Origin of the sequence: Actinoallomurus sp. NPDC052308, assembly GCF_040679195.1 — a bacterium.
GTDB lineage: Bacteria > Actinomycetota > Actinomycetes > Streptosporangiales > Streptosporangiaceae > Actinoallomurus > Actinoallomurus liliacearum.
In genome coordinates this window covers 34,134-53,726 of the sequence record NZ_JBFAUM010000011.1, presented here as the reverse complement: position 1 = coordinate 53,726, position 19,593 = coordinate 34,134, and the positions used below count along the sequence as shown (strand labels likewise).

Here is a 19,593-nt window from a genome sequence, read left to right as displayed (position 1 = left end):
GGGAGGACCCGGTGCGGACCCTGCGCGAGTACGAGGCGGTGGCGCGCGAGCGCCTCGACCCCGTGCACTACGACTACTTCGCGGGCGGCGCGGGCGACGAGGTCACCCTGCGGGCGAACGAGGAGGCGCTGGCCCGCCTGGCGCTCGTCCCCCGCGTCCTGCGCGGCGGCGCGCGGCGGGAGCTCGACGTGACCCTGCTCGGCACGGCCGCGTCGATGCCGGTGCTGGTGGCGCCGACGGCCTTCCACCGCCTCGCCGCTCCCGACGGCGAGCGCGCCACGGTACGGGCGGTGGCCGCCGCCGACACGATCATGATCGTCAGCATGGCCTCGACCGTGGCGGTGGAGGCCATCGCGGCCGAGGCGCCGGGCGCGAAGCTGTGGTTCCAGCTCTACCTCCAGCCCGACCTCGGCTTCACGGAGGCGATCGTCCGGCGGGCGGAGGCGGCGGGGTGCGGGGCCCTCGTCGTGACCGTCGACTCCCCCGTCCTGGGGCGGCGCGAACGCGACGACCGCAACGGCTTCCACGACCTGCCGGACGGCCTGTACTGCGAGAACCTCCGGTTCGGCGACTCCCCCGGCCACGTCCGGCAGATCGCGATGTCACCGGAGATCTCCTGGGACCACGTCGCGTGGCTGCGGGACGTCACCGACCTGCCGATCGTGCTCAAAGGCGTCCTGCACCCCGAAGACGCCCGGCTCGCCGGCGACGCCGGCGTCGCCGGGCTCGTGGTGTCCAACCACGGCGGCCGCCAGCTCGACACGGTGCCCGCCACGATCGACGTCCTCCCGGACGTCGTGGCCGCCGCGGGCGGCCTGCCCGTGCTGATGGACGGCGGGATCCGGCGCGGCACCGACGTGCTGAAGGCCCTCGCCCTCGGCGCGAGCGCGGTGGCGATCGGCCGCCCGGTCGTCTGGGGCCTGGCCGCCGAGGGCGAGCAGGGCGTCAAGGGCGTGCTGGAGCGGATCCGCGACGAGGTCGACCACGCCCTCGTCCAGTGCGGGTGCGCGTCGGTCCGTGACCTCGACCGGACGTTCGTCCGATGACGGCCGTGGTCCTGGCCGTGGGCGCGGCCGCCCTCCTGCTGAGCCTGCCGTACTGGCTGCCCGGCCGGGTCGTCGCGCTCCGCGTGTGGATCTTCAACCGGGTCAACGGCGACGAGGGCATCCCGGTGCCCGGCCCGCTGGTGGACGTGGCCCGGTTCAAGCAGGTGTACGCCGATCCGGCGGCGGACGGCCGCAGCAGGGGCGCGGCCCTGTCCGACCTGTTCTGGTACTGGCTGGCGCCCGGCCCGCACATCCACCAGGAGCACCTCGAACCCGGGCCGCGCTACGACGAGGTCGCCCGGACGACGCGCGCGATCCTGGCCATGCCGACCGCGCGGGCGGAGGAGCTCACCGCCCGGTGCGTCGAGCGGGGGCTGCGCGGGATCGACGGCACGACGACCGTACGGCTCCGTGACCTGATGATGCCGATCTGGGCGGAGTTCTACTACGAGGTGGTCTTCGGCGAGCCGTGCCCGCCGGAGGCGCGCGACCTCATCGTCGCCAACGCCGACGACGTGGTGACCGCGCTGAAGTGCTGCGGGCTGCGGCACATGGACCGGCGGGTCCGGCTCACCGACCACCTGGAACGCCGCCTCGCCGACGTACGGCATCCGCTGCCGGTGGGGCTGTCGGCACGGGAGCGGGCGCTGTACCTGCAGGGCACCTTCTTCAACACCGCGGTCGTGCAGACGTCGGAGGCCATGACCCACCTGCTGATGGTGCTGGCGGGCCACCCGGACGTGCAGGACCGGCTGCGCGACGCCGACGACCGGTACGTCCAGCGGGTGATCGACGAGACGCTCCGGCTGTACCCGCTGTTCGGCGTCGCGCACCGCGTCACCTCGGGCGAGATCCGGGTCGACGACCGCACGACGATTCCGGCGGGGTCGGTGCTTCTCTTCTCCTATCCGGAGTTCCATCGCGCCCGGTTCGAGGACCCCGGCGAGTTCCGTCCCGAGCGCTGGGAGACGCTGGCGGCGCGGGACGCCGACCACATCCCGTTCGGGATCGCCGCGAACCGCCCCTGCCCGGCCTGGCACCTGACCCCGATCACGATGCGGGTCGCGGCGCGCGAGGTGGTCCGGCGGTTCGCGCTGCGGACGTCCGCCGCGCACACCCGGTCCGCGCCGAACCGGGGCCCCTGCCTGCTGATCCCCCGCGACGCGGCCGTCTCCGGCGCACGGCCCGCGGCGCGGCTGGCGGTCATGCGCGTCCGGGACCGCTGGGAGGACGTCTGGCGCAGCGTCGTCCAGCTCGTCCTCGGCGGCTACATGGTGTGGGACGCCCGCCGGCAACGGCTGTGCGAGCGCCATTTCGCGGCCGTCGAGGCGGCCTGTCCCGGCACCGGGAGGTCACGGTGAAACGACACGCGTTCTGGATCGGCGCCCTGCTGGTCACGGCCGGGGTGCTCATGCACGTCCCCGACTACGTGATGGCCCGGCACGACCACTACATGATGGCCGGGATGCCGATGGGCCGGACGATGTCGCTCGGCATGACGCTGATCGTGATCGGCCTCGCCCTGTGCACGTGGTGCCTGCTGCCTGGGCGGGAGGAGCGGGCCGCCCGGGCGCGGCGCGCCTCGGCCGTGCCGTACGCCGCGCTCGACGAGGCGCCGCTGTCGCGCGCGCACTGGCTGCTCGTGGTCGTGCTCACGGTCGGCCTGGTCGTCGACACGATGAAGCCGGCCTCGCTCGGCTTCGTGGTGCCCGGCATGTCGATGGAGTACGGGATCAGCACGCGGGAGGCGGCGACGCTGCCCTTCGTCGCCATCATCGGGACCGTCATCGGGTCCGTGCTGTGGGGGTTCCTCGCCGACGTCTTCGGCCGCCGGTCGACGATCCTGCTGTCCTCGATCATCTACATCGCCACCTCGATCTGCGGCTTCATGCCCAGCCTCGGCTGGAACCTCGTCATGTGCTTCTTCATGGGGGCGGCGGCGGGCGGCATGCTGCCCACCGTGTACTCGCTGATGGCGGAGTCGATCCCGGCCCGGCGGCGCGGCGGGCTGATCGTGCTGCAGAGCGGGCTGGGCGCGGCGCTGGGATACCTCGTGGCCAGCGGCGCGTCCACCCTGCTGATCCCGCACTTCGGCTGGCGGATCCTGTGGGTGCTGAACGCGCCGACCGGCGCGCTGCTGCTCCTGCTGAGCCACTGGATCCCCGAGTCGCCGCGGTTCCTGCTGACGATGGGCCGGGAGGAGGAGGCGGCCCGGGTGATGGCGCGATACGGGATCACGACCCGCGCGTCCGGTCCCGCGCCCGTGACCCCGCCCGCCTGGTCGTCGTTCCGGTCCCGGCTGCGCGCGCTCGTGGTGCCGCCGTTCCGCCGCCGCACGGCCACCATCACCCTGTACGGCCTGGGCTGGGGCATCGTGAACTGGGGCTTCATCACATTCCTGCCGACGTTCCTGGGCGACGGCGGCAAGCACTCGGCGGGCGGGCTGTTGTTCTTCTCCTCCCTGTTCGCGGTGCCGAACACCGCGCTGGCCGCCTACCTGTACGGGCGGTGGGGCAGCCGCCGGACCATGTTCTGCTACGCCGCGATCACCGGCGGGGTGCTCGTGCTGTTCCCGGTGCTCGGCGTGGACGCGGACCGGGGCCGGGCGCTCCTCCTCGTCCTGCTGGTCACGCTGCTGGCCGGGGCCGGCGGCATGATCGCGCTGCTGTCGCCGTACTCCACCGAGGTCTATCCGACCGCCCTGCGCGCGGGCGGCAGCGGCCTGGCCGCGGCGGCGGGCAAGATCGGCGGCATGCTCGGCCCGCTGCTGCTCACCTCGGCGCCCGAGCTGCCCACGATGGCGCTCGTCGTCGCGGTTCCCGTCAGCGCGGCGGCGCTGGTGCTGCGGCTCACCGGGATGGAGACCGCGGGGCGGCCACTGGTGGAGGCGGAGACGGGTTGACCTCGGCATGCTCGACGCGGGGGAACGCGGGCTCTGCGCGGGGGGCCGCGGGCAGGCGTACGGTGAAGGCCGCGCCCGCGCCGGGCCGTCCGTCCACCTCGATCGTGCCGCCGTGGCCGTCGACGACCTCGCGGACGAGGGCCAGCCCGAGGCCGAACCTGCGGCCCGTGCCGTGCTCCCCGCGGGCGAACCGGGTGAACAGCCGCTCGGCGTCTCCGGGGTCGAGTCCGACTCCGTCGTCGCGGACCTCCAGCGCGACCATGCTCTCGCTCCGGGTCAGCGTCACCGTGATCCGCCCGCCCGGGGCGATGTGGCCGAAGGCGTTGTCTATCAGCGAGGTGACCACTCGCCGCAGCGCCGGCTCCACGCCACGGACGGCGTACGGCCCCGCGTCCCGGCGCCGGACCTCGACGGTGGCCCGGCGGGCCTCGGCGCGGGCGCTCTCGGCGGTGACCAGGTCGTCGGCGAGGACTCCGAGGTCCACCACGCCGAACGGCCGCCGGCTCTGCCGGAGCTGCGCCGACAGGAGCAGGTCGTCGATGACCTCGCCGAGCTGGCGGGTGCCGGTGACCATCCGCCGCAGCTCGGTGGCCAGGTCCGCCGGGTCGCCGCCGGGGCGCAGCCGGCGCTCCATGAGCTGCGCGCGCGTGTGCAGCTGGGTCAGCGGCGTGCGCAGCTCATGGCTCGCGTCGGCGACGAACCGGCGCTGGCGGGCGAGGGCCTCGCCCAGCGGCGCGATCGCCCGGCGGGAGAGCAGCTGGCCCACGAGCAGCGCCGCCGCCAGCCCGGCGGCCTCGGCCGCGGCGAGCGCGCCGTAGAGCCGGCGGCGCTCCTCCACCTGGTAGCGCAGGTCGATGGCCGCCTGCCGGACCACGCCGCCGCGGACCGCCGACCGTACGACATAGGCCCGGCCGCCGACCGTGACCCGTCCGACCCTGGTGCGGTGGTCGGCCGCGACCCGGCGCAGCACCGAGCGCACGGGCAGGTCCGCGGGCGCGCCGGGCGAGGTGGTCAGGGCGTTCCCGCGCAGCTCGAACAGCCAGATGCAGGGCGGCGGGTGGGCGATGTCGGCCTGGGCGACCGCGAGGGCGAGGTCACGCCGCGCGGAGGACTCCTGGCCCTCGATCGTCACGCAGTAGACGAGCATGCCGACGAGCGCCACGACGAGGGTCACGGCCCCGGCCACCTGCGCGGTGATGACGGCGCGGGCCCGGACCAGCAGTCGCCGTTCGAGGTCCGCGGATCTGGTCACGGCGCCGCTCCCGGTCGTACGGTCAAAGCTCGCCCGCCCGATAGCCCACGCCTCGTACGGTGCGGACGACCGTCCGGCCGAGCTTGGTGCGCAGGTAGTACACGTAGGTGTCGACGATGGACTCGGCCGGCGCCGCGTCGAAGACGCGCTCGCGCAGCGCGGCGCGGGTGTGCACCTGGTCGGGGCGGCTCGTCAGCACGCGCAGCAGCTCGTACTCCCTCCCCGACAGCGTCACCTGCGCGCCGTCCGGGAGGGTCACCACTCTGGTCGCGAGGTCGAACCGGCCGGCGCCCAGCGGCAGGACCTGGGCGGCGTCCCGGTTGCGGCGGCGCAGCGCGCGTACCCGTGCCAGCAGCTCGTCGACCTCGAACGGCTTGACGAGGTAGTCCTCGGCGCCCGCGTCGAGCCCGGCGACCCGGTCGGCGACGGCGCCGAGCGCGGTGAGCACGAGCACCGGGGTGACGACCGCCCGGCGGCGAAGCCGGACCAGCAGGTCCAGGCCGTCGATCGCGGGCAGGCCCCGGTCGATGATCATCGCGTCGTACGGCCGGCTCAGGCCGAGGTGCAGGCCCCGCTGGCCGTCGCGGGCGACGTCGACGGAGTAGCCCTCCTCGGCGAACAGCCGGCCCAGCATCTCGCTGAGCTCGTCGTCGTCCTCGACGAGCAGGAGGCGGGCCCGTGACGCGGCGCGCGGCTCGGCCTCGGCGATCACTGACAGCATTTGTCATCCCAGAGAGGATCTTGGTCAGGGCTCGGGAGAACCGTAGATCCTGCCGGGTCACCGCCACAAGGGACGGGCTCGCCCATCTCGGACTTCACCGCAAAGGCGCCTGCCATCGCCCGGCCTCCCCGCGCACAGCGTGAAACCGTCATTTCCGTGTGAGTAACCATGAGCGTTGCCGGATCGTGCCCTTTCATCGCATTGACGAGTCCTTTACCCGCGCTTTAAGCTCCGCCACAATTTGCCCCCATACCCCAAAGGCGGTGTGCCGTGCGCACGTGGCGCAGACACGCAAGAGCCAATCGGCTGATCGCGGTGATGTCGGCAGGAGCGCTGTTCGCACTCGGAGAGGGCGCGGTCGCGGCCGCCCAGCCGGCGGCCGCCCGCTCCGGCGAGCCGCGCGTCCAGACGGAACACCACGGAGTCGGCGACCGTGACGCCCGTCCGGGCGGCCGTGCCCCGTCCGGCGCGCAGCGCGACCTGGCCCTGCGGCAGCACGTCGCCGCCCGCTGGAACCGGCTGGGCACGCCCGCCGGCCTGGCCCCGCAGGGGACCTCGGCCCTGGCGGCCGGCCTGCCCGCCGACCCGGTGACGGCCGCGCGGACCTATCTGACGCAGCACCGTGACCTGCTCGGCCTGTCGCAGCGGGCGGTCGACTCCCTCGAGGTCGTGGCGAAGAACCCGATCGGCTCCGGTGCCGCCGTGCTGTTCCGCCAGCGGTTCGGCGACCTGCCGGCCGGTCATGACGGTCTCGCCGTGGTCGGCGTCGCCGACGGCAGGGTCTACCAGGTGAGCTCGACGCTCGCGCCGGACGTCCCGGTGCCGGCGCCGGCGACGCTCACCGAGAAGGACGCCGTGCGGACCGCGGCCCGCGACGTGCGCCTCGACGCCGGGACCGTGACCGCCCGGGGAACCGCCGGCGCCTGGCGGCGGTACGCGGCCGCCGGGCTGAAGGGCACGCAGAGCGTCAAGCTCGTCGCGGTGCCGATGCCGGCCGGCGGCGCGCGCGCCGCCTACGAGGTCTCGGTCAACGACGACGCGCCCGACGGCGTACGGTCCTACACCAGCTACGTCGACGCCCGTACCGGCGAGGTCCTCATCCGTCAGGACAACGTGGACGACGAGACCGACGACCCGCGCTGGAACGCCTTCCCGGCGAATCCGCCGGCCGACTACCGCACGAAGGACACCCGCGAGACGTGGTGCCTGACGAAGGCGGCCGGCTGTGACCGCGTCGTCGGGAACCCCGCCTCCCCACTCGCCTGGGACGTCGACCCGGGAGCCGGCGGCACCGCCTCCACCCAGACGACGCGCGGCAACAACGAGTGGGCCGCCGAGGCGTGGAACAACGCCACCGGCACCGGGTTCAACCCGAACGGCTTCGCCACGCCGCGCCCGGACCGGCGGTACACCTACCCCTGGACCAACCAGTGGTACGCCCAGAAGTGCGCACCCGGCGTGTTCGACAGCCCGCAGCGGAATGACATCGACGCCGCGGACACCAACCTGCTGTCGATGCACAACCGCATGCACGACTTCTCCTACAACCTCGGCTTCACCGAGAACGCCTGGAACCTGCAGGACGACAACTTCGGCAAGGGCGGCCTCGGCGGCGACCCCGAGCACGGCAACGCCCAGTCCGGCGCGCGGGTCGCCACCAGCCTCATCCGGGACAACGCCAACCAGGCCACGCCGCCCGACGGCACCCCGCCGACCACGAACATGTACCTGTGGCAGTCGATCGCCGGCTCGTTCTACTCCCCCTGCGTCGACGGCGACTACGACATGTCGGTCATCGGCCACGAGTACACCCACGCGATCTCCAACCGGATGGTGGCCGGCCCGGACAACCGCCTCAGCGGCTACCAGGCCAACTCGATGGGCGAGTCCTGGTCCGACCTGGTCGCGATGGAGTACCTCGCCGCGAACGGCCTGGTGCCCGCCGGCCAGAAGGAGTCCGTCACCGGCCAGTACGTGACCGGCAACCCGGTGCGCGGCATCCGCGACTACGACCTGGCGAAGAACCCGCTCAACTACGGCGACCTCGGCTTCGACCTGACCGGTCCCGAGGTCCACGCCGACGGTGAGATCTGGAACGCCGTCAACTACGACATCCGGCAGGCGTTCATCGACCGCTACGGCAAGGGCACCAGCGCTTCACGCAGGGCCTGCGCCGAGGGACGGACCCCGGTCACCGCCTGCCCGGGCGACCGGCGCTGGATCCAGCTCGTCTTCGACGCGTGGCTGCTGATGGCCCGGGGCGACGTCACGATGCTCGACGCCCGTGACGCGATGCTCGCCGCCGACCAGATGCGGTTCGGCGGCGCGAACCAGACCCTGCTCTGGAACGCCTTCGCGGCGCGCGGCATGGGCTCCGGCGCCGCCAGCGACACCAACGCCGACGCGGACGCGACGCCGGGCTTCGCCTCGCCCAGCGCGCGCAACGCCACCGTGCGGTTCGAGGCCGTCGACGAGACCGGCAGGCCGGTGCCGGACGCCCGCTTCTTCGTCGGCGACTACCAGGCCCGCGCGGTCCCGGTCGCCGACACGGACACCGCCACCGACCGGCCGGACACCGCGGCCATGGTGGCGGGCCGGTACCACCTCATCGCCCAGGCGCCCGGCCACGGCATGGCGCGGATCACCGAGCGGGTGACGCCGGGCTCGCACCGCACCGTACGGGTACGGCTGCCGCGCAACCTCGCCTCGGCGGCGAACGGCGCCACGGCGACCGGCGACGGCGTCGACCTCGGCGCCCTCATCGACGACGACGAGGGCACCACGTGGGCCTCGCTCGCCGCGGCCGGAACCCCGGTGGCGGGCCGCTCGGTCACCGTGCGCCTCGCCGGCGACAAGCCGCAGCAGGTACGGCGCGTGCAGGTCAGCGCGCTGCTACGGCCGGCCGACGCCAAGGACCCGGGCGGCGACACCGGCACCCAGAACCGGTTCACCGCGCTGCGGTCGTTCAAGGTCCTGGCCTGCACGGCGTCGGCGACCGTCGACTGCTCGAACACCGCCGGCTACCGCACCGTCTACACGAGCGCGAAGGACGCCTTCCCGTCCGTACGGCCCCGCCCGGTCGCGCCCGACCTGACCATGCGGTCCTTCACCATCCCGCGGACCACCGCCACGCACCTGCGCCTCGAGGTCGCCGCCTCTCAGTGCACCGGTGGACCGGACTACGCGGGACAGCAGACGAACGACCCGAACGTCCCGACCGACTGCACGACCGGAAGCGCGATCTCCGGTCAGGTCAGGGCGGCCGACTTCCAGGTCTTCGCCCGCTGACCCGGCCGCCGGCGGGCCCGCCCTCGGTGGTGGGCCCGCCGGCCCGCGTTATCGCCGGTGGGCCCGCCGCCGTCAGGCCGGGAGATCCGCCGAGGGCGCGGGGTCCGCGTCCAGGGTCGCCAGCGCCTGCCGGACCCGCCCGCCGGACATCGCCAGCGCGGCCCGGCACTCATCCGGCGTCACCGCCGTGCGCCGCCGCGCGAGCAGGTAGACCAGCGCGGTCTTCAGGTCGCCGCAGAGATCGATCGCGGCCGCGCATTCGGCGTCGTCCGCCCCGGTGGCCTGCACGAGCAACTCCATCGACCGGCCGCGGAGCTTGGCGTTCGTCGCCCGCATGTCGACCATGAGGTTGCCGTAGGTGTGCCCCAGCCGCACCATCAGCGCGGTCGAGAACGTGTTCAGGATGAGCTTCTGCGCGGTGCCCGCCTTGAGCCGGGTGGAGCCCGTGATCGCCTCCGGGCCGGTGTCCGCGACGAGCAGGTAGTCCGCGAGCTCCCCCAGTGGGGCGTTCGGGTTCGAGGTGATGAGCGCCGTGGCCGCCCCCACGGCGCGAGCCGCCGTCAGCGCCGCGCCGACGTAGGGGGTACGGCCGGAGGCGGCCAGGCCGATCACCACGTCCGCCCCGGTGACCTCGGTGGCGTCGGCTCCGTCGTCGTTGTCCTCGGCGTTCTCGACGGCGCGTACCAACGCAGTGGCGCCGCCGGCCTGATGGGCGATGACCACGTCGTCGGGCAGCCCGAACGTCGGGAGCAGTTCGGCCGCGTCGAGCACGCCGAGCCGTCCGGACGTCCCCGCGCCGAAGTAGTGCACCCGGCCGCCGCCGGCGACCCGCGCCGCGGCGTCGTCCACCAGCGCGGCCAGCCGGGGCAGCACCACGGCGACCGCGTCGGGTACGGTGCGGTCCTCCTCGTGGAGCAGGCGGACGAGCTCAAGCGTCGGCACGGCGTCGAGTTCGGCGGTCCGGGCGTTGACCTGCTCGGTCGGGGACACGACCCGGATTCCGGAGTGGTTCACGAACGGCCTTCCTGTCTGGGACTCTTTCAGCGGGCCTCGCTACCGTGCGGTCGGGGCGTTGCCCGAAGTGGAACGGCGGGTGACAACGGCCTCCCGTGTCGCCTCGAGCGCGGCGATGGCCTGGTCGTAGCGGCGCTGGGCGACCGCGGTGAACAGCACGTCGACCACGCACAAGGCGGCGATTCGGGACGCTGTCGCGCCCGAGCGGAAGGTCGTCTCTCGATCCACCGTGGTCAATAAAACGTCCGCCGCGGCGGCGAGCGGTGAGTTCGGCACGCCGGTCAGCGCGACCGTCATGGCGCCGCGTGCGCTCGCCTCGCGGATGACATCGACGACGTCCGGGGTCGTACCGGTGTGCGACACGCCGATCGCGACATCGGCCGGACCGAGCAGCGCGGCGGCGGTCAGGGCCGCGTGGGTGTCGTGCCAGACGTACGCGATGAGCCCGATCCGGTGCAGTTTCTGCTGCAGGTCGAGTGCGACGACGGCGCTCGCGCCCACGCCGACGATGTCGACCCGGCGCGCGCCCGCGGTGAGCGCGACCGCCTCGGCGAGTGCCGCGCGGTCGAGGTTACGCGCCGTGTCGGCGATCGCCTGCTGGTCGGTGAAGGTGACGGTGTCGATGATCGAGTCGAGGTCGTCGTCGCGGCTGATGTCGCTTCCGATACGGCGGTTCGCCGCCCGCTCCTGCTCGCGTCCCGACTCCGCCGCGAGGGCGATCCGGAGCTCGCGGTACCCGCGCAGCCCGAGCTCCTGGCACAGTCGCAGCACCGTGCTCTCCGACGTCTGCGCGGCCCGCGCGAGTTCGGAGATGGTCTGGGTGGCGGCGTGCGCCGGCGCTTGCAGGATGTAGGCGGCGACCCGCCGTTTCGACGGCACCAGCGTCGGCTGGAGTCCTCGCAGTCTGGTCAGGACGTCCTGCTGGTGATCCTGAAGGTGGTCGGCGGCCGCGTTCACCGGTCCGTCCCCTCCGCCGTCGCCTCGCTGCTCGTGACGTGGCAGGCCAGCCGATGCCATCCGGATTCCGGCAGCATGAGCGGTTCGACACTGCGGCAGCGGTCCTCGACCAGCGGGCATCGCGGGTGGAAGCGGCATCCCGATGGCGGGTTCGCGGCGTCCGGGACCTCCCCGGTCACGACCATGTCGGCCGGCGGAGCGTCGAGCCGCGGGTCGGCGATCGGCACCGCCGCCTGCAGCGCACGCGTGTACGGGTGTCCGGGGGTGTCGGAGACGGCGTCCCACGGCCCGTACTCGACGATCTTGCCGAGGTACATCACCGCGACCTGGTCGGCGAGATGGCGCACCATGCCGAGGTCGTGAGAGATGAACACGAAGGTCAGTCCCAGCTCGGTACGCAGCCGGGCCAGCAGATTGATGATCTCCGCGCGGACCGACACGTCCAGCGCCGACACGGGTTCGTCCAGCACGAGGACCTGCGGATCGACGGCGAGCGCGCGGGCGATGCCGATGCGTTGCCGCTGCCCACCGGAGAGCTGGTGGGGGTACCGGTCCGCGGTCGCCGGCGACAACCCGACCGTCTCGAGGAGTTCGCCGACCCGCGCCGTACCGGACGGCAGCCGGTGCACCGTCAGGACCTCGGCCAGCGCGGCGCCGATCCGCTGCCGCGGATCGAGGGAGGCGTACGGGTCCTGGAAGACGAGCTGGATGACGCGCCGCAGTTCCCGCAGTTCCCGCCGCTTGGCGAGGTCGATCCGGTGGCCCAGGATCTCGACGCTTCCGGAGTCCGGCCGTTCGAGTCGGGTCAGCAGCCGCGCGAGCGTCGACTTCCCGCAGCCGCTCTCCCCGACGACGCCGAGCACTTGACCGCGCTCGACGCGCACACTCACGTTGTCGAGCGCGTGGACCTCGCCGCGCCCCGGGGTCCGGTAGCGCTTGACGACGTCGCGGACCTCGATCGCGATCTCGCCGGAGGAGTTCCCTCCACCGGGCGTCGGCTTGTCAGGCACGGGTGGTCACCCCCGCGGACGGTGCGCGCCATTCCCCGCGCGGCACCCAGCATGCGGCTCGGGAGCCGGCACGGTCGATCAATGGAGGTTCCTCCGTGTCGCAACGGTCCTGTCGCTCCGGGCAGCGCGGCGCGAACGGGCAGCCCGGCGGGAGCGCGGACAGCGCGATCGGGCTGCCGCCGATCTGCGGCAACGGCGCCTGGTGCGGGTCTTCCGGTGTCGGCAGCGAGCGCAGGAGACCGTCGGTGTAGGGGTGGTGAGGGGTGGCGAACAACGCGCGCGTACGGGCCAGTTCGGCGACCCGGCCGGCGTACACGACGGCGACCCGGTCGGCGGTCCGCGCCACCACGCCGAGGTCGTGGGTGATCCAGACGACGGCGAGCCCGTACTCGTCCCGGAGCCTGGCGACCAGTTGGAGGATCTGCTGCTGGATCGTCACGTCCAGCGCCGTGGTCGGCTCGTCGGCGATGAGCACCTTGGGCCGGGGCGCGATCGCGCACGCGATCAGCACCCGCTGCCGCATGCCGCCGGAGAGCTGGTGCGGGTAGAGCCGCATCAGCGCCCGCGGCGACGGCAGGCCGACCTCGCCGAGCACGGTCACCGCCCGGTCGTGGGCGGCCTCCTTCGACCAGCCGTGCGCCCGCAGCCCCTCGGTCACCTGCTTGCCGATGCGCATCATCGGGTTCAAGGACGTCATCGGGTCCTGGTAGACCATGCCGATCTCGGCGCCGCGAACGGCACGGCGCTCGGCCTCGTGCAGCGCCACCAGGTCCCGGCCCTCGAGGAGCACTTGGCCGCTGGTGACGGAGGCACCGGTCGGCAGCAGGCCGGCGATGCTCAGGGCGGTGAAGGACTTGCCCGAACCGGACTCGCCCACGACCGCCAGGGTCTCGCCGCGGTCGACTTCGAGGTCGACGCCCCGCAGGATCTCCAGCGGCCCGGACGGAGTGCGGATCGCGGTGTGCAGACCGCGTACCGCCAGCATCGGTTCGCTCATGAGCGGGAGTCCCTTCGCGGGTCGAGAGCGCTGCGCAGGCCGTCGCCGAGGAGATTGAGCGCGATGACCGCGACGACGATCGCGAGCGCCGGGAAGGTCAGCGTCCACCACGCGTCCGCGACGGTGTTGCGGGCCTCGGAGACCATCAGGCCGAGGCTGGGCGTCGGCGGCCGGGTTCCCAGACCGAGGAACGACAGCGCGGACTCGGTGAGGATCGCCCAGGACAGCGCCAGCGTCACCTGCACGATGATCGGCGCGCTGACGTTCGGCAGTACGTGGCGGAGGAGGATCCGCGGCAGTGGCGTGCCGAGCACCCGCTGCGCCTTGACGTACTCCGAGGCGCCGACGGCGAGCGTCGGCCCCCGCGACACGCGGGCGAAGATCGGCGTGTAGACGACGGCGATCGCGATCGCGGTGTTCTGCCACCCGCTGCCCAGGGCGCTGACGACCGCGAGCGCCAGCAGGATCGCGGGGAACGCGAAGAGGATGTCGACGAAGCGGCTGACGACCTGGTCCACCCAGCCGCGGAAGAACCCGGCGCTGATGCCGAGGATCGAGCCGAGCACGGCCGCCACCGCCACCGAGACGACCGCGACCCGCAGTGACGTCCAGATCCCGACGGCGGCCCGTGCGGCGATGTCCCGGCCGAACTGGTCCGTACCGAACCAGTACCGGCCTGAGGGGCCCTGGAGCCGGGCGGCAGGGTGCTGCGCGATCGGGTCGTTCGGCAGCACCCCGAACGCGCCGAGCACGGCGATGACGACGAGCAGCAGGATGACGGCGAGGCCGATCCGCCCGTTGCGGTCCCGCCAGACCCGGGCGAGCAGCCGGGACCGTCCGGGCGCTGCGGGGGCGGAGCCGACGGGCTCGGCCACCGTGGGAAGGACACTCATGCGGCACGCGTCCGTGGGTCGATGATCCGGTAGAGCAGGTCCACGAGCAGGTTGACGAGGACGAACAGCACCGCGATGACCAGCACCGTGCCCTGCACCACCGGGTAGTCCCGGTTGGAGATGGCGGTGAACAGCAGGCGTCCCATGCCGGGCAGCGCGAAGATCTGTTCGATGATCACGGTTCCGCCGAGCAGGTAGCCGAACTGGATGCCGGTCAGCGTGACGATCGGGATCGTGGCGTTACGCAGGATGTGCGAGTTCCGGACCCGGCCCGGCGACAGCCCCTTGCCCCGTGCGGTGCGCACGTAGTCGGCCTCGGCCATCTCGACGTACTCCGATCGGGTCGTGCGCATCACGTTGGCCGCAAACGCGACCGCGAGCACGAGCGACGGGTAGAGGACCTGGCTCATGTTCCCCCCGACGGAGCGGGTCAGCGGCACGAACGTGCCCGTGTCGGGGAAGTAGTGGAAGGCCTGAGCCAGGAACGTCACCATGGCGGTGCCGAGCACGAACTCGGGGATGGCCAGGCCGACCAGCGACGCGCCCTGGGTGAGCGAGTCGGAGGCCCGTCCCGGCCTGCTGCCGGCGAGCACGCCGAGCACCACGCCGAAGGCGGTGCCGATCAGCGCCGACAGCACGGCGAGCTCGACCGTCACCGGCAGCGCCGAGGCCACCAGGCCGGTGACGGACCGGCCGCTGGTCAGCGACAGGCCCAGGTCACCGCGCGCGACGCCCGAGATCCACGTCCAGAGCTGGGAGAACCAGGACTGGTCGATCCCGTAGAAGTGCTCGAGCGAGGCACGCTGCGCGGGGGTCAGCGTGCCCGACTCGATGCCGAGGGAGGCGGTGATCGCGTTTCCCGGGATGGTGCGCAGGACGACGAAGACGACCACCGTCACCCCCAGCAGGGTGATCAGCGCGCCCAGGAGCCGGGCCCCCAGCCATCGCAGGTTCAGCATCGGCTCGCCGCTCTCAGGACGCGCCGGTCAGCGAGCTGAGCAACTCATCCGGCCGCGGCGTGAACCCGTGGACGCCCGAGCCGACCAGGTAGTAGTCGTCCGAGCGGAACATCCAGACCCACGGGGACTCGGCCAGCAGCTCCTTCTGGAGGTTGCGGAAGGTCTCCTGCCGCTTGCCGTCGTCGCTGGTGGAGTTGCCCTGGTTGAGCAGGTCGGACAGCGTCGAGGAGTCCAGGCCCGCCGGCTTGGCGAGGCTGCCGCCGGAGGTGTAGTAGCGCCCGTACATCAGGAACGGATCGTACGAGCCGCCGTTCAGCGCGACGGCGGCGTCATAGTCCGCCGCGAGCCACGCCGACACGTACGGCCCGGTGGACAGCTGCTTCAGCTGGAGGTTCACGCCGATCTTGGAGAGCTGCGACTGGACGTTCTGGGCCTCGGCGTTGGCGGTGGCGTACTCGCCGGTCTCGACGATGGTGGTGAGGGTGAAGCCCTTCGCGTAACCGGCCGCGGCCAGCATCGAGCGCGCCTTGGCCACGTCACCCGGCGTACAGGGCAGGCCGTCCGTCGCCGAGTAGGAGAACGCCGGGCTCGTGATGGGGCCGGTCACGGTGCCGTCGCCGTAGGCGGCCGTCTGCACCACCTGGTTGCGGTCGATGGCGCAGCTGATCGCCTGCCGCACCTGCTGGTTCTTCAGCGGGCCCTTCCGGCCGTTGAGCATCAGCACGTGGTACGCCAGGGCCGGCTGCTTGGCGAGCGCGTACTTGTCGGACTTGCCGGCCTGGCGGGCGACGCCGGGGTCGGAGAGCAGGCCGAGCTGAAACGCGCCGGCCTTCATGCCGGACAGGATCGACGACTCGTCCGGGATGACCCGGAACTCGAGTTTCTTGATCTTCGGCGCGCCGCCGTAGTACTTCGCGTTGCCGGTGAGGACCACCTGCTGGCCGGGGTTCCAGGTGTTCCAGGCGAACGCGCCCGTGCCGTTGGGCTTCTTGCCGACCGTCCCGGCGGAGATGTCCTTGGCCGACTCGATCGAGGAGTTCACCGACGCCAGCGAGTAGAGGAGCGACGCCGACGGCTTGGACAGGTGCAGCACCACCGTGGCGGCGTCCGGGGCGTCCACCTTCTCGATGGCGGTCAGGTTCGAGCGGGCGACCGCGCCGGTGCTCTGGTTCAGGATCCGCTCGATCGACGCCTTGACGTCGCCGGAGGTGAACGGCGAGCCGTCCTGCCAGGTCACGCCCGTGCGAAGGGTGAAGGTGACGGTCCGCCCGTCGGGCGAGATCTTCCACTGGGTCGCCAGGTCCGGCTGGATCTGACCGGTGGGGCTGGTCGCGACCAACCTGGAGTAGACGAGGCCCAGGGTCTGCTGCGTCTGGAACGCCGTCGCCAGGTGCGGGTCGAGCTTGTCGATGTCGCCCGTTCGCGCGACGACGAACGTCGAGGCGCCCGATGAGGACGAGGAGTTCTGCGAACCGCTGGGCGAGCAGGCGGCCAGTGCCGCGACGGCGGTCGCGGCGGCGGCGGTGACGGCGACGGAGGTGATCCGGTTCCGGATACCGCCGCGACCGGGAGAGTTGGGGGGTGTCATACGAGCTCCTCCGAGCAACGGGTTGCCGCAGAGGTTAACGGTTGACCTTGATGACAGACAATAGGTGAACCATTAACCTGTGCCCGTGTCCGAAATCACCCGCCTCACCGCGGACCCGCTGGTCACCGCCGTCACCGACCTGCTGAGCGAGTCTTCCGACGAGGGCGCCGCGCCGCCCGGGGCGCTCGTCGCCGTCGCCGAAGACGGCCGGATCCGCTACGCCGCCGGCGGTGTCGCACGGCACGACGCGACCGGCCCGCCGGTCGAGATGGGCTGGGACACGAGGACGGACGCCGGGTCGGTCAGCAAAATCGTCGGCACGACGGCCGCGCTGATGGCGCTGGTGGACGCCGGCGAGATCACCTTGGACGCGCCGGTCGCGCGTCACCTCCCGGGACTCGACCGGCACGGCACCGTCCGCGACCTGCTCGAACACCGGGCCGGCCTGTGGGAATGGTGGCCGCTGTACCTGAAGGGCGCCCGCGGCGACGACGCCGTCTCACTCGCCGCCGGCCTGCCGCTCCGCTACCGGCCGGGCGAGGGACGGCACTACTCGGACCTCGGGTTCATCCTGCTCGGCGCGCTGGTCGCGCGCGTCGGCGGCGACCTCGCGGCGACCGTGGACGAACTGGTGTTGCGACCTTTCGGGCTGACCGAAACGCGCTACGCCGCGCCCGCGCCCGGCGGACCGGTGGCCGCGAGCTCGACCGGCGACACGATCGAACAAGGCATGATCACCTCCGGTGTCCCGTACCCGGTCGACGGCGCCGTCACCGACTTCGCCGGCTGGCGTGACCATGTGCTGGTCGGGGAGGTGAACGACGGCAACGCCTTCCACGCGTTCGGCGGAGTCGCCGGGCACGCCGGGCTGTTCACGACGGCCGCCGACCTCCTGCGGTTCGCGACGGGCCTGCTGAGCCGGCTGGACGGTGACGGGCCGATCCGGCGTGACACGGTCGCCGGGTTCCTCACCGCCGGCGCCGACCCTCATCAGGCGCTGGGATTCCGGGTCTGGGACCTTCCGTCGGGTCCCGCCTTCGGGCACACCGGCTTCCCCGGAGTCGCGTTCGCGGTCCTGCCCGAACGCCGGGCCGCCGTCGCGATGATCACCAACCGGCTGCACGCGAGCGGCCCGTCCCGAGCGACCGAACCGATGTGGCTGCGGGTGCTCGCCGCGGCCGAGGCCCACCTGAGGAGGCCCTGATGGACCTGACCGTCATCGGCATGATGTGTGGCACGTCCTATGACGCGATCGACGCCGCCGCCGCCGACTTCTCGCTGACCGGCGAGGAGATCGTCTGCCGTCCGCGCGGGCTGTACAGCGAACCCGTTCCGGACGGGCTTCGGGCCCGGATCGCGGCCGCCCTGCCGCCGCACCCCACCACCATGGAAGAGGTGTGCCGGCTCGACACCGAGCTGGGCCGGCTGTTCGGCTCGGTCGCGGCGACGGCCAACGAACGCCTCACCGGCGGTGGCGCCGACCTGATCGTCTCCCACGGGCAGACCGTCTTCCACTGGGTCGAGGGCACGCACGCGCTCGGCACGCTGCAACTGGGGGCCGCCGCCTGGATCGCCGAGGCGACCGGTGTGACCACCGTCTCCGACCTGCGTACCCGCGACCTGACGCGGGGCGGCCACGGCGCGCCGCTCGCCTCGACGCTGGACGCGCTGCTCGTGCTGTCGGACGAGGTACGGCGCGGCTCCCTCAACCTCGGCGGCATCGCCAACATCACCGTGCGCGACGCGGGCGGAAACGTGATCGCGTACGACCTCGGCCCCGCGAACGCGCTGATGGACAGCGCCGTCACCGACGCCACGGCGGGCGCCGAGCGAATGGACGCCGGGGGCGCACGGGCGGCACGGGGCACGGTGCACGCCGAGCTCCTCGACCGGTTGCTCGCCGAGCCGTACTACCGCGCCGAACCGCCCAAGTCGACCGGCAAGGAGCTCTTCCACGCCGACTACGTCCGTGACGCGGTCGGCGGGCTCGACATCGGAACCGACGACCTGCTCGCGACGCTCACGGAACTGACCGCACGACTCGTGGCCGACGCCTGCCGGACGTACGCGCTCGCCGAACTCGTCGTCGCGGGCGGTGGGGTGCGCAACCCGACCCTGATGCGGCGGATCACCGAGCTCTCGGCGCCGGCGCGCGTTCGGCCGATCGAGGACTTCGGCCTGTCGGCGCAGGCGAAGGAGGCGTACCTGTTCGGCCTGCTGGGCTACCTCTCCGTGCACGGGCTCGAGGGCACCATCGCGTCCGCGACCGGCGCGCGTACCGGCTCGATCCTGGGATCCCTGACACCGGGCGCGACGCCACTGCGGCTGCCGGAGCCCGCGACCGTGCGGCCGCGCCGGATGTGCGTCAAATGATCTCCTATCGGCAGGCGGTCACCGGCGACCTGTCCGGGATGGCCGAGGTGTTCGTGGCAGCGTGGCGGGCCGGGTACCGGGGCGTCGTGCCGGACGAGGTGATCGACGCCCTCGACGCCGGCACCGTCGCGACCGACCTGGCCACGGGGCTCAGCGCCTCCGGTCTGACGACCGTGCTCGCCGTCGACGCCGGCGGGCGGCCGGTGGGATTCGCCCGCTACGGCGACGACGCCGATCACCCCGGCGGGGGTTATCTGGCCGCCCTCTACGTCCATCCGGCCGCCTCGGGGGCGGGCGTGGGGCGCGGCCTGCTCGAGCACGCGATCGACGCGATGCCCGGCGTGGACGTCCGGCTGTGGGTGTTCGAGGACAACGACCGGGCGCGCACGCTCTACGAACGCGCCGGATTCCGTCCCGAGGGCGCGCGGCTGGTCGATCCGCGCTGGCGGGCGCCCCAGGTGAGGTATCTCCGCCCGGCCCGGCCGGGCGCCGCCGTGCGCCGGTAGCCCGCCACCGCGATCGGCGATCACGGGTTCCCTTCCCGGACCCGCGGCCCTATCGTTTCGTGAAACAACTCAGTGCTGCCGGAGGCG

16 protein-coding genes are annotated in these 19,593 nt (G+C 72.8%); 7 read left to right on the top strand and 9 right to left on the bottom strand.

Translation table 11 applies throughout. The annotated features are described in order from the left end of the window. The first annotated feature begins 11 nt into the window (after positions 1–11). From AB0L00_RS24995 to AB0L00_RS24985, 3 genes are read left to right on the top strand one after another with little or no spacing between them, the layout of a single operon-like run. Complete coding sequence (locus AB0L00_RS24995) at positions 12–1,046, top strand: alpha-hydroxy acid oxidase (protein ID WP_364438586.1); 1,035 nt, start codon at positions 12–14, stop codon at positions 1,044–1,046. Beyond that, positions 1,043–2,407 (top strand): cytochrome P450, encoded by a 1,365-nt coding sequence (locus AB0L00_RS24990; protein WP_364438583.1) that lies wholly within the window; start codon positions 1,043–1,045, stop codon positions 2,405–2,407. The genes AB0L00_RS24995 and AB0L00_RS24990 overlap by 4 nt, the downstream gene beginning before the upstream one ends. Then, positions 2,404–3,948, top strand: coding sequence for an MFS transporter (locus AB0L00_RS24985; RefSeq protein WP_364438581.1), 1,545 nt, complete (start codon positions 2,404–2,406; stop codon positions 3,946–3,948). The genes AB0L00_RS24990 and AB0L00_RS24985 overlap by 4 nt, the downstream gene beginning before the upstream one ends. Here AB0L00_RS24985 and AB0L00_RS24980 read toward each other — a convergent pair. Continuing rightward, positions 3,896–5,200, bottom strand: a complete 1,305-nt coding sequence (locus AB0L00_RS24980) for a HAMP domain-containing sensor histidine kinase (protein ID WP_364438579.1) — start codon at positions 5,198–5,200, stop codon at positions 3,896–3,898. The two genes, AB0L00_RS24985 and AB0L00_RS24980, sit on opposite strands and share 53 nt — an antisense overlap. Positions 5,201–5,222: 22 nt before the next feature. Continuing rightward, positions 5,223–5,921: a response regulator transcription factor gene (locus tag AB0L00_RS24975; protein ID WP_364438576.1), complete on the bottom strand. Its 699-nt coding sequence runs from the start codon at positions 5,919–5,921 to the stop codon at positions 5,223–5,225. Positions 5,922–6,239: 318 nt separating this feature from the next. On the opposite strand from AB0L00_RS24975, the gene AB0L00_RS24970 reads away from it, so the two are divergent. Continuing rightward, the gene (locus AB0L00_RS24970) at positions 6,240–9,209 is read left to right on the top strand and encodes a M36 family metallopeptidase (protein ID WP_364438573.1); all 2,970 of its coding nucleotides are present in this window, start codon (positions 6,240–6,242) and stop codon (positions 9,207–9,209) included. Between the two features lie 72 nt (positions 9,210–9,281). On the opposite strand, the gene AB0L00_RS24965 is transcribed toward AB0L00_RS24970, so the two are convergent. Genes AB0L00_RS24965 through AB0L00_RS24935 form a run of 7 tightly spaced genes read right to left on the bottom strand, consistent with a single transcriptional unit; the run spans position 9,282 to position 16,627 of the window. Beyond that, positions 9,282–10,223, bottom strand: a complete 942-nt coding sequence (locus AB0L00_RS24965; RefSeq protein WP_364438570.1) for an N-acetylmuramic acid 6-phosphate etherase — start codon at positions 10,221–10,223, stop codon at positions 9,282–9,284. A gap of 39 nt (positions 10,224–10,262) precedes the next feature. Then, positions 10,263–11,180, bottom strand: a complete 918-nt coding sequence (locus AB0L00_RS24960; RefSeq protein WP_364438567.1) for a MurR/RpiR family transcriptional regulator — start codon at positions 11,178–11,180, stop codon at positions 10,263–10,265. Continuing rightward, entirely contained in the window at positions 11,177–12,190 is a 1,014-nt protein-coding gene (locus AB0L00_RS24955) for an ABC transporter ATP-binding protein (protein WP_364438564.1), read from the bottom strand. Before AB0L00_RS24955 ends, AB0L00_RS24960 begins: the two co-directional genes overlap by 4 nt. Continuing rightward, positions 12,183–13,187, bottom strand: coding sequence for an ABC transporter ATP-binding protein (locus AB0L00_RS24950; protein ID WP_364438561.1), 1,005 nt, complete (start codon positions 13,185–13,187; stop codon positions 12,183–12,185). The genes AB0L00_RS24955 and AB0L00_RS24950 overlap by 8 nt, the downstream gene beginning before the upstream one ends. Beyond that, a complete protein-coding gene (locus AB0L00_RS24945) occupies positions 13,184–14,080 on the bottom strand; it encodes an ABC transporter permease (RefSeq protein WP_364438558.1) in 897 nt (298 codons plus the stop codon). The genes AB0L00_RS24950 and AB0L00_RS24945 overlap by 4 nt, the downstream gene beginning before the upstream one ends. After that, positions 14,077–15,039, bottom strand: coding sequence for an ABC transporter permease (locus tag AB0L00_RS24940; protein WP_345356138.1), 963 nt, complete (start codon positions 15,037–15,039; stop codon positions 14,077–14,079). Before AB0L00_RS24940 ends, AB0L00_RS24945 begins: the two co-directional genes overlap by 4 nt. 13 nt (positions 15,040–15,052) lie before the next feature. Beyond that, complete coding sequence (locus AB0L00_RS24935; protein ID WP_364438555.1) at positions 15,053–16,627, bottom strand: ABC transporter substrate-binding protein; 1,575 nt, start codon at positions 16,625–16,627, stop codon at positions 15,053–15,055. A gap of 85 nt (positions 16,628–16,712) precedes the next feature. On the opposite strand from AB0L00_RS24935, the gene AB0L00_RS24930 reads away from it, so the two are divergent. Genes AB0L00_RS24930 through AB0L00_RS24920 form a run of 3 tightly spaced genes read left to right on the top strand, consistent with a single transcriptional unit; the run spans position 16,713 to position 19,506 of the window. After that, positions 16,713–17,831, top strand: a complete 1,119-nt coding sequence (locus tag AB0L00_RS24930; protein WP_364438552.1) for a serine hydrolase domain-containing protein — start codon at positions 16,713–16,715, stop codon at positions 17,829–17,831. Further along, complete coding sequence (locus AB0L00_RS24925) at positions 17,831–19,000, top strand: anhydro-N-acetylmuramic acid kinase (protein WP_364438549.1); 1,170 nt, start codon at positions 17,831–17,833, stop codon at positions 18,998–19,000. The genes AB0L00_RS24930 and AB0L00_RS24925 overlap by 1 nt, the downstream gene beginning before the upstream one ends. After that, positions 18,997–19,506 carry a GNAT family N-acetyltransferase gene (locus tag AB0L00_RS24920; RefSeq protein WP_364438546.1) on the top strand — a complete coding sequence of 170 codons (510 nt, stop codon included), beginning with the start codon at positions 18,997–18,999 and terminating at the stop codon, positions 19,504–19,506. Before AB0L00_RS24925 ends, AB0L00_RS24920 begins: the two co-directional genes overlap by 4 nt. Positions 19,507–19,593 lie beyond the last annotated feature (87 nt).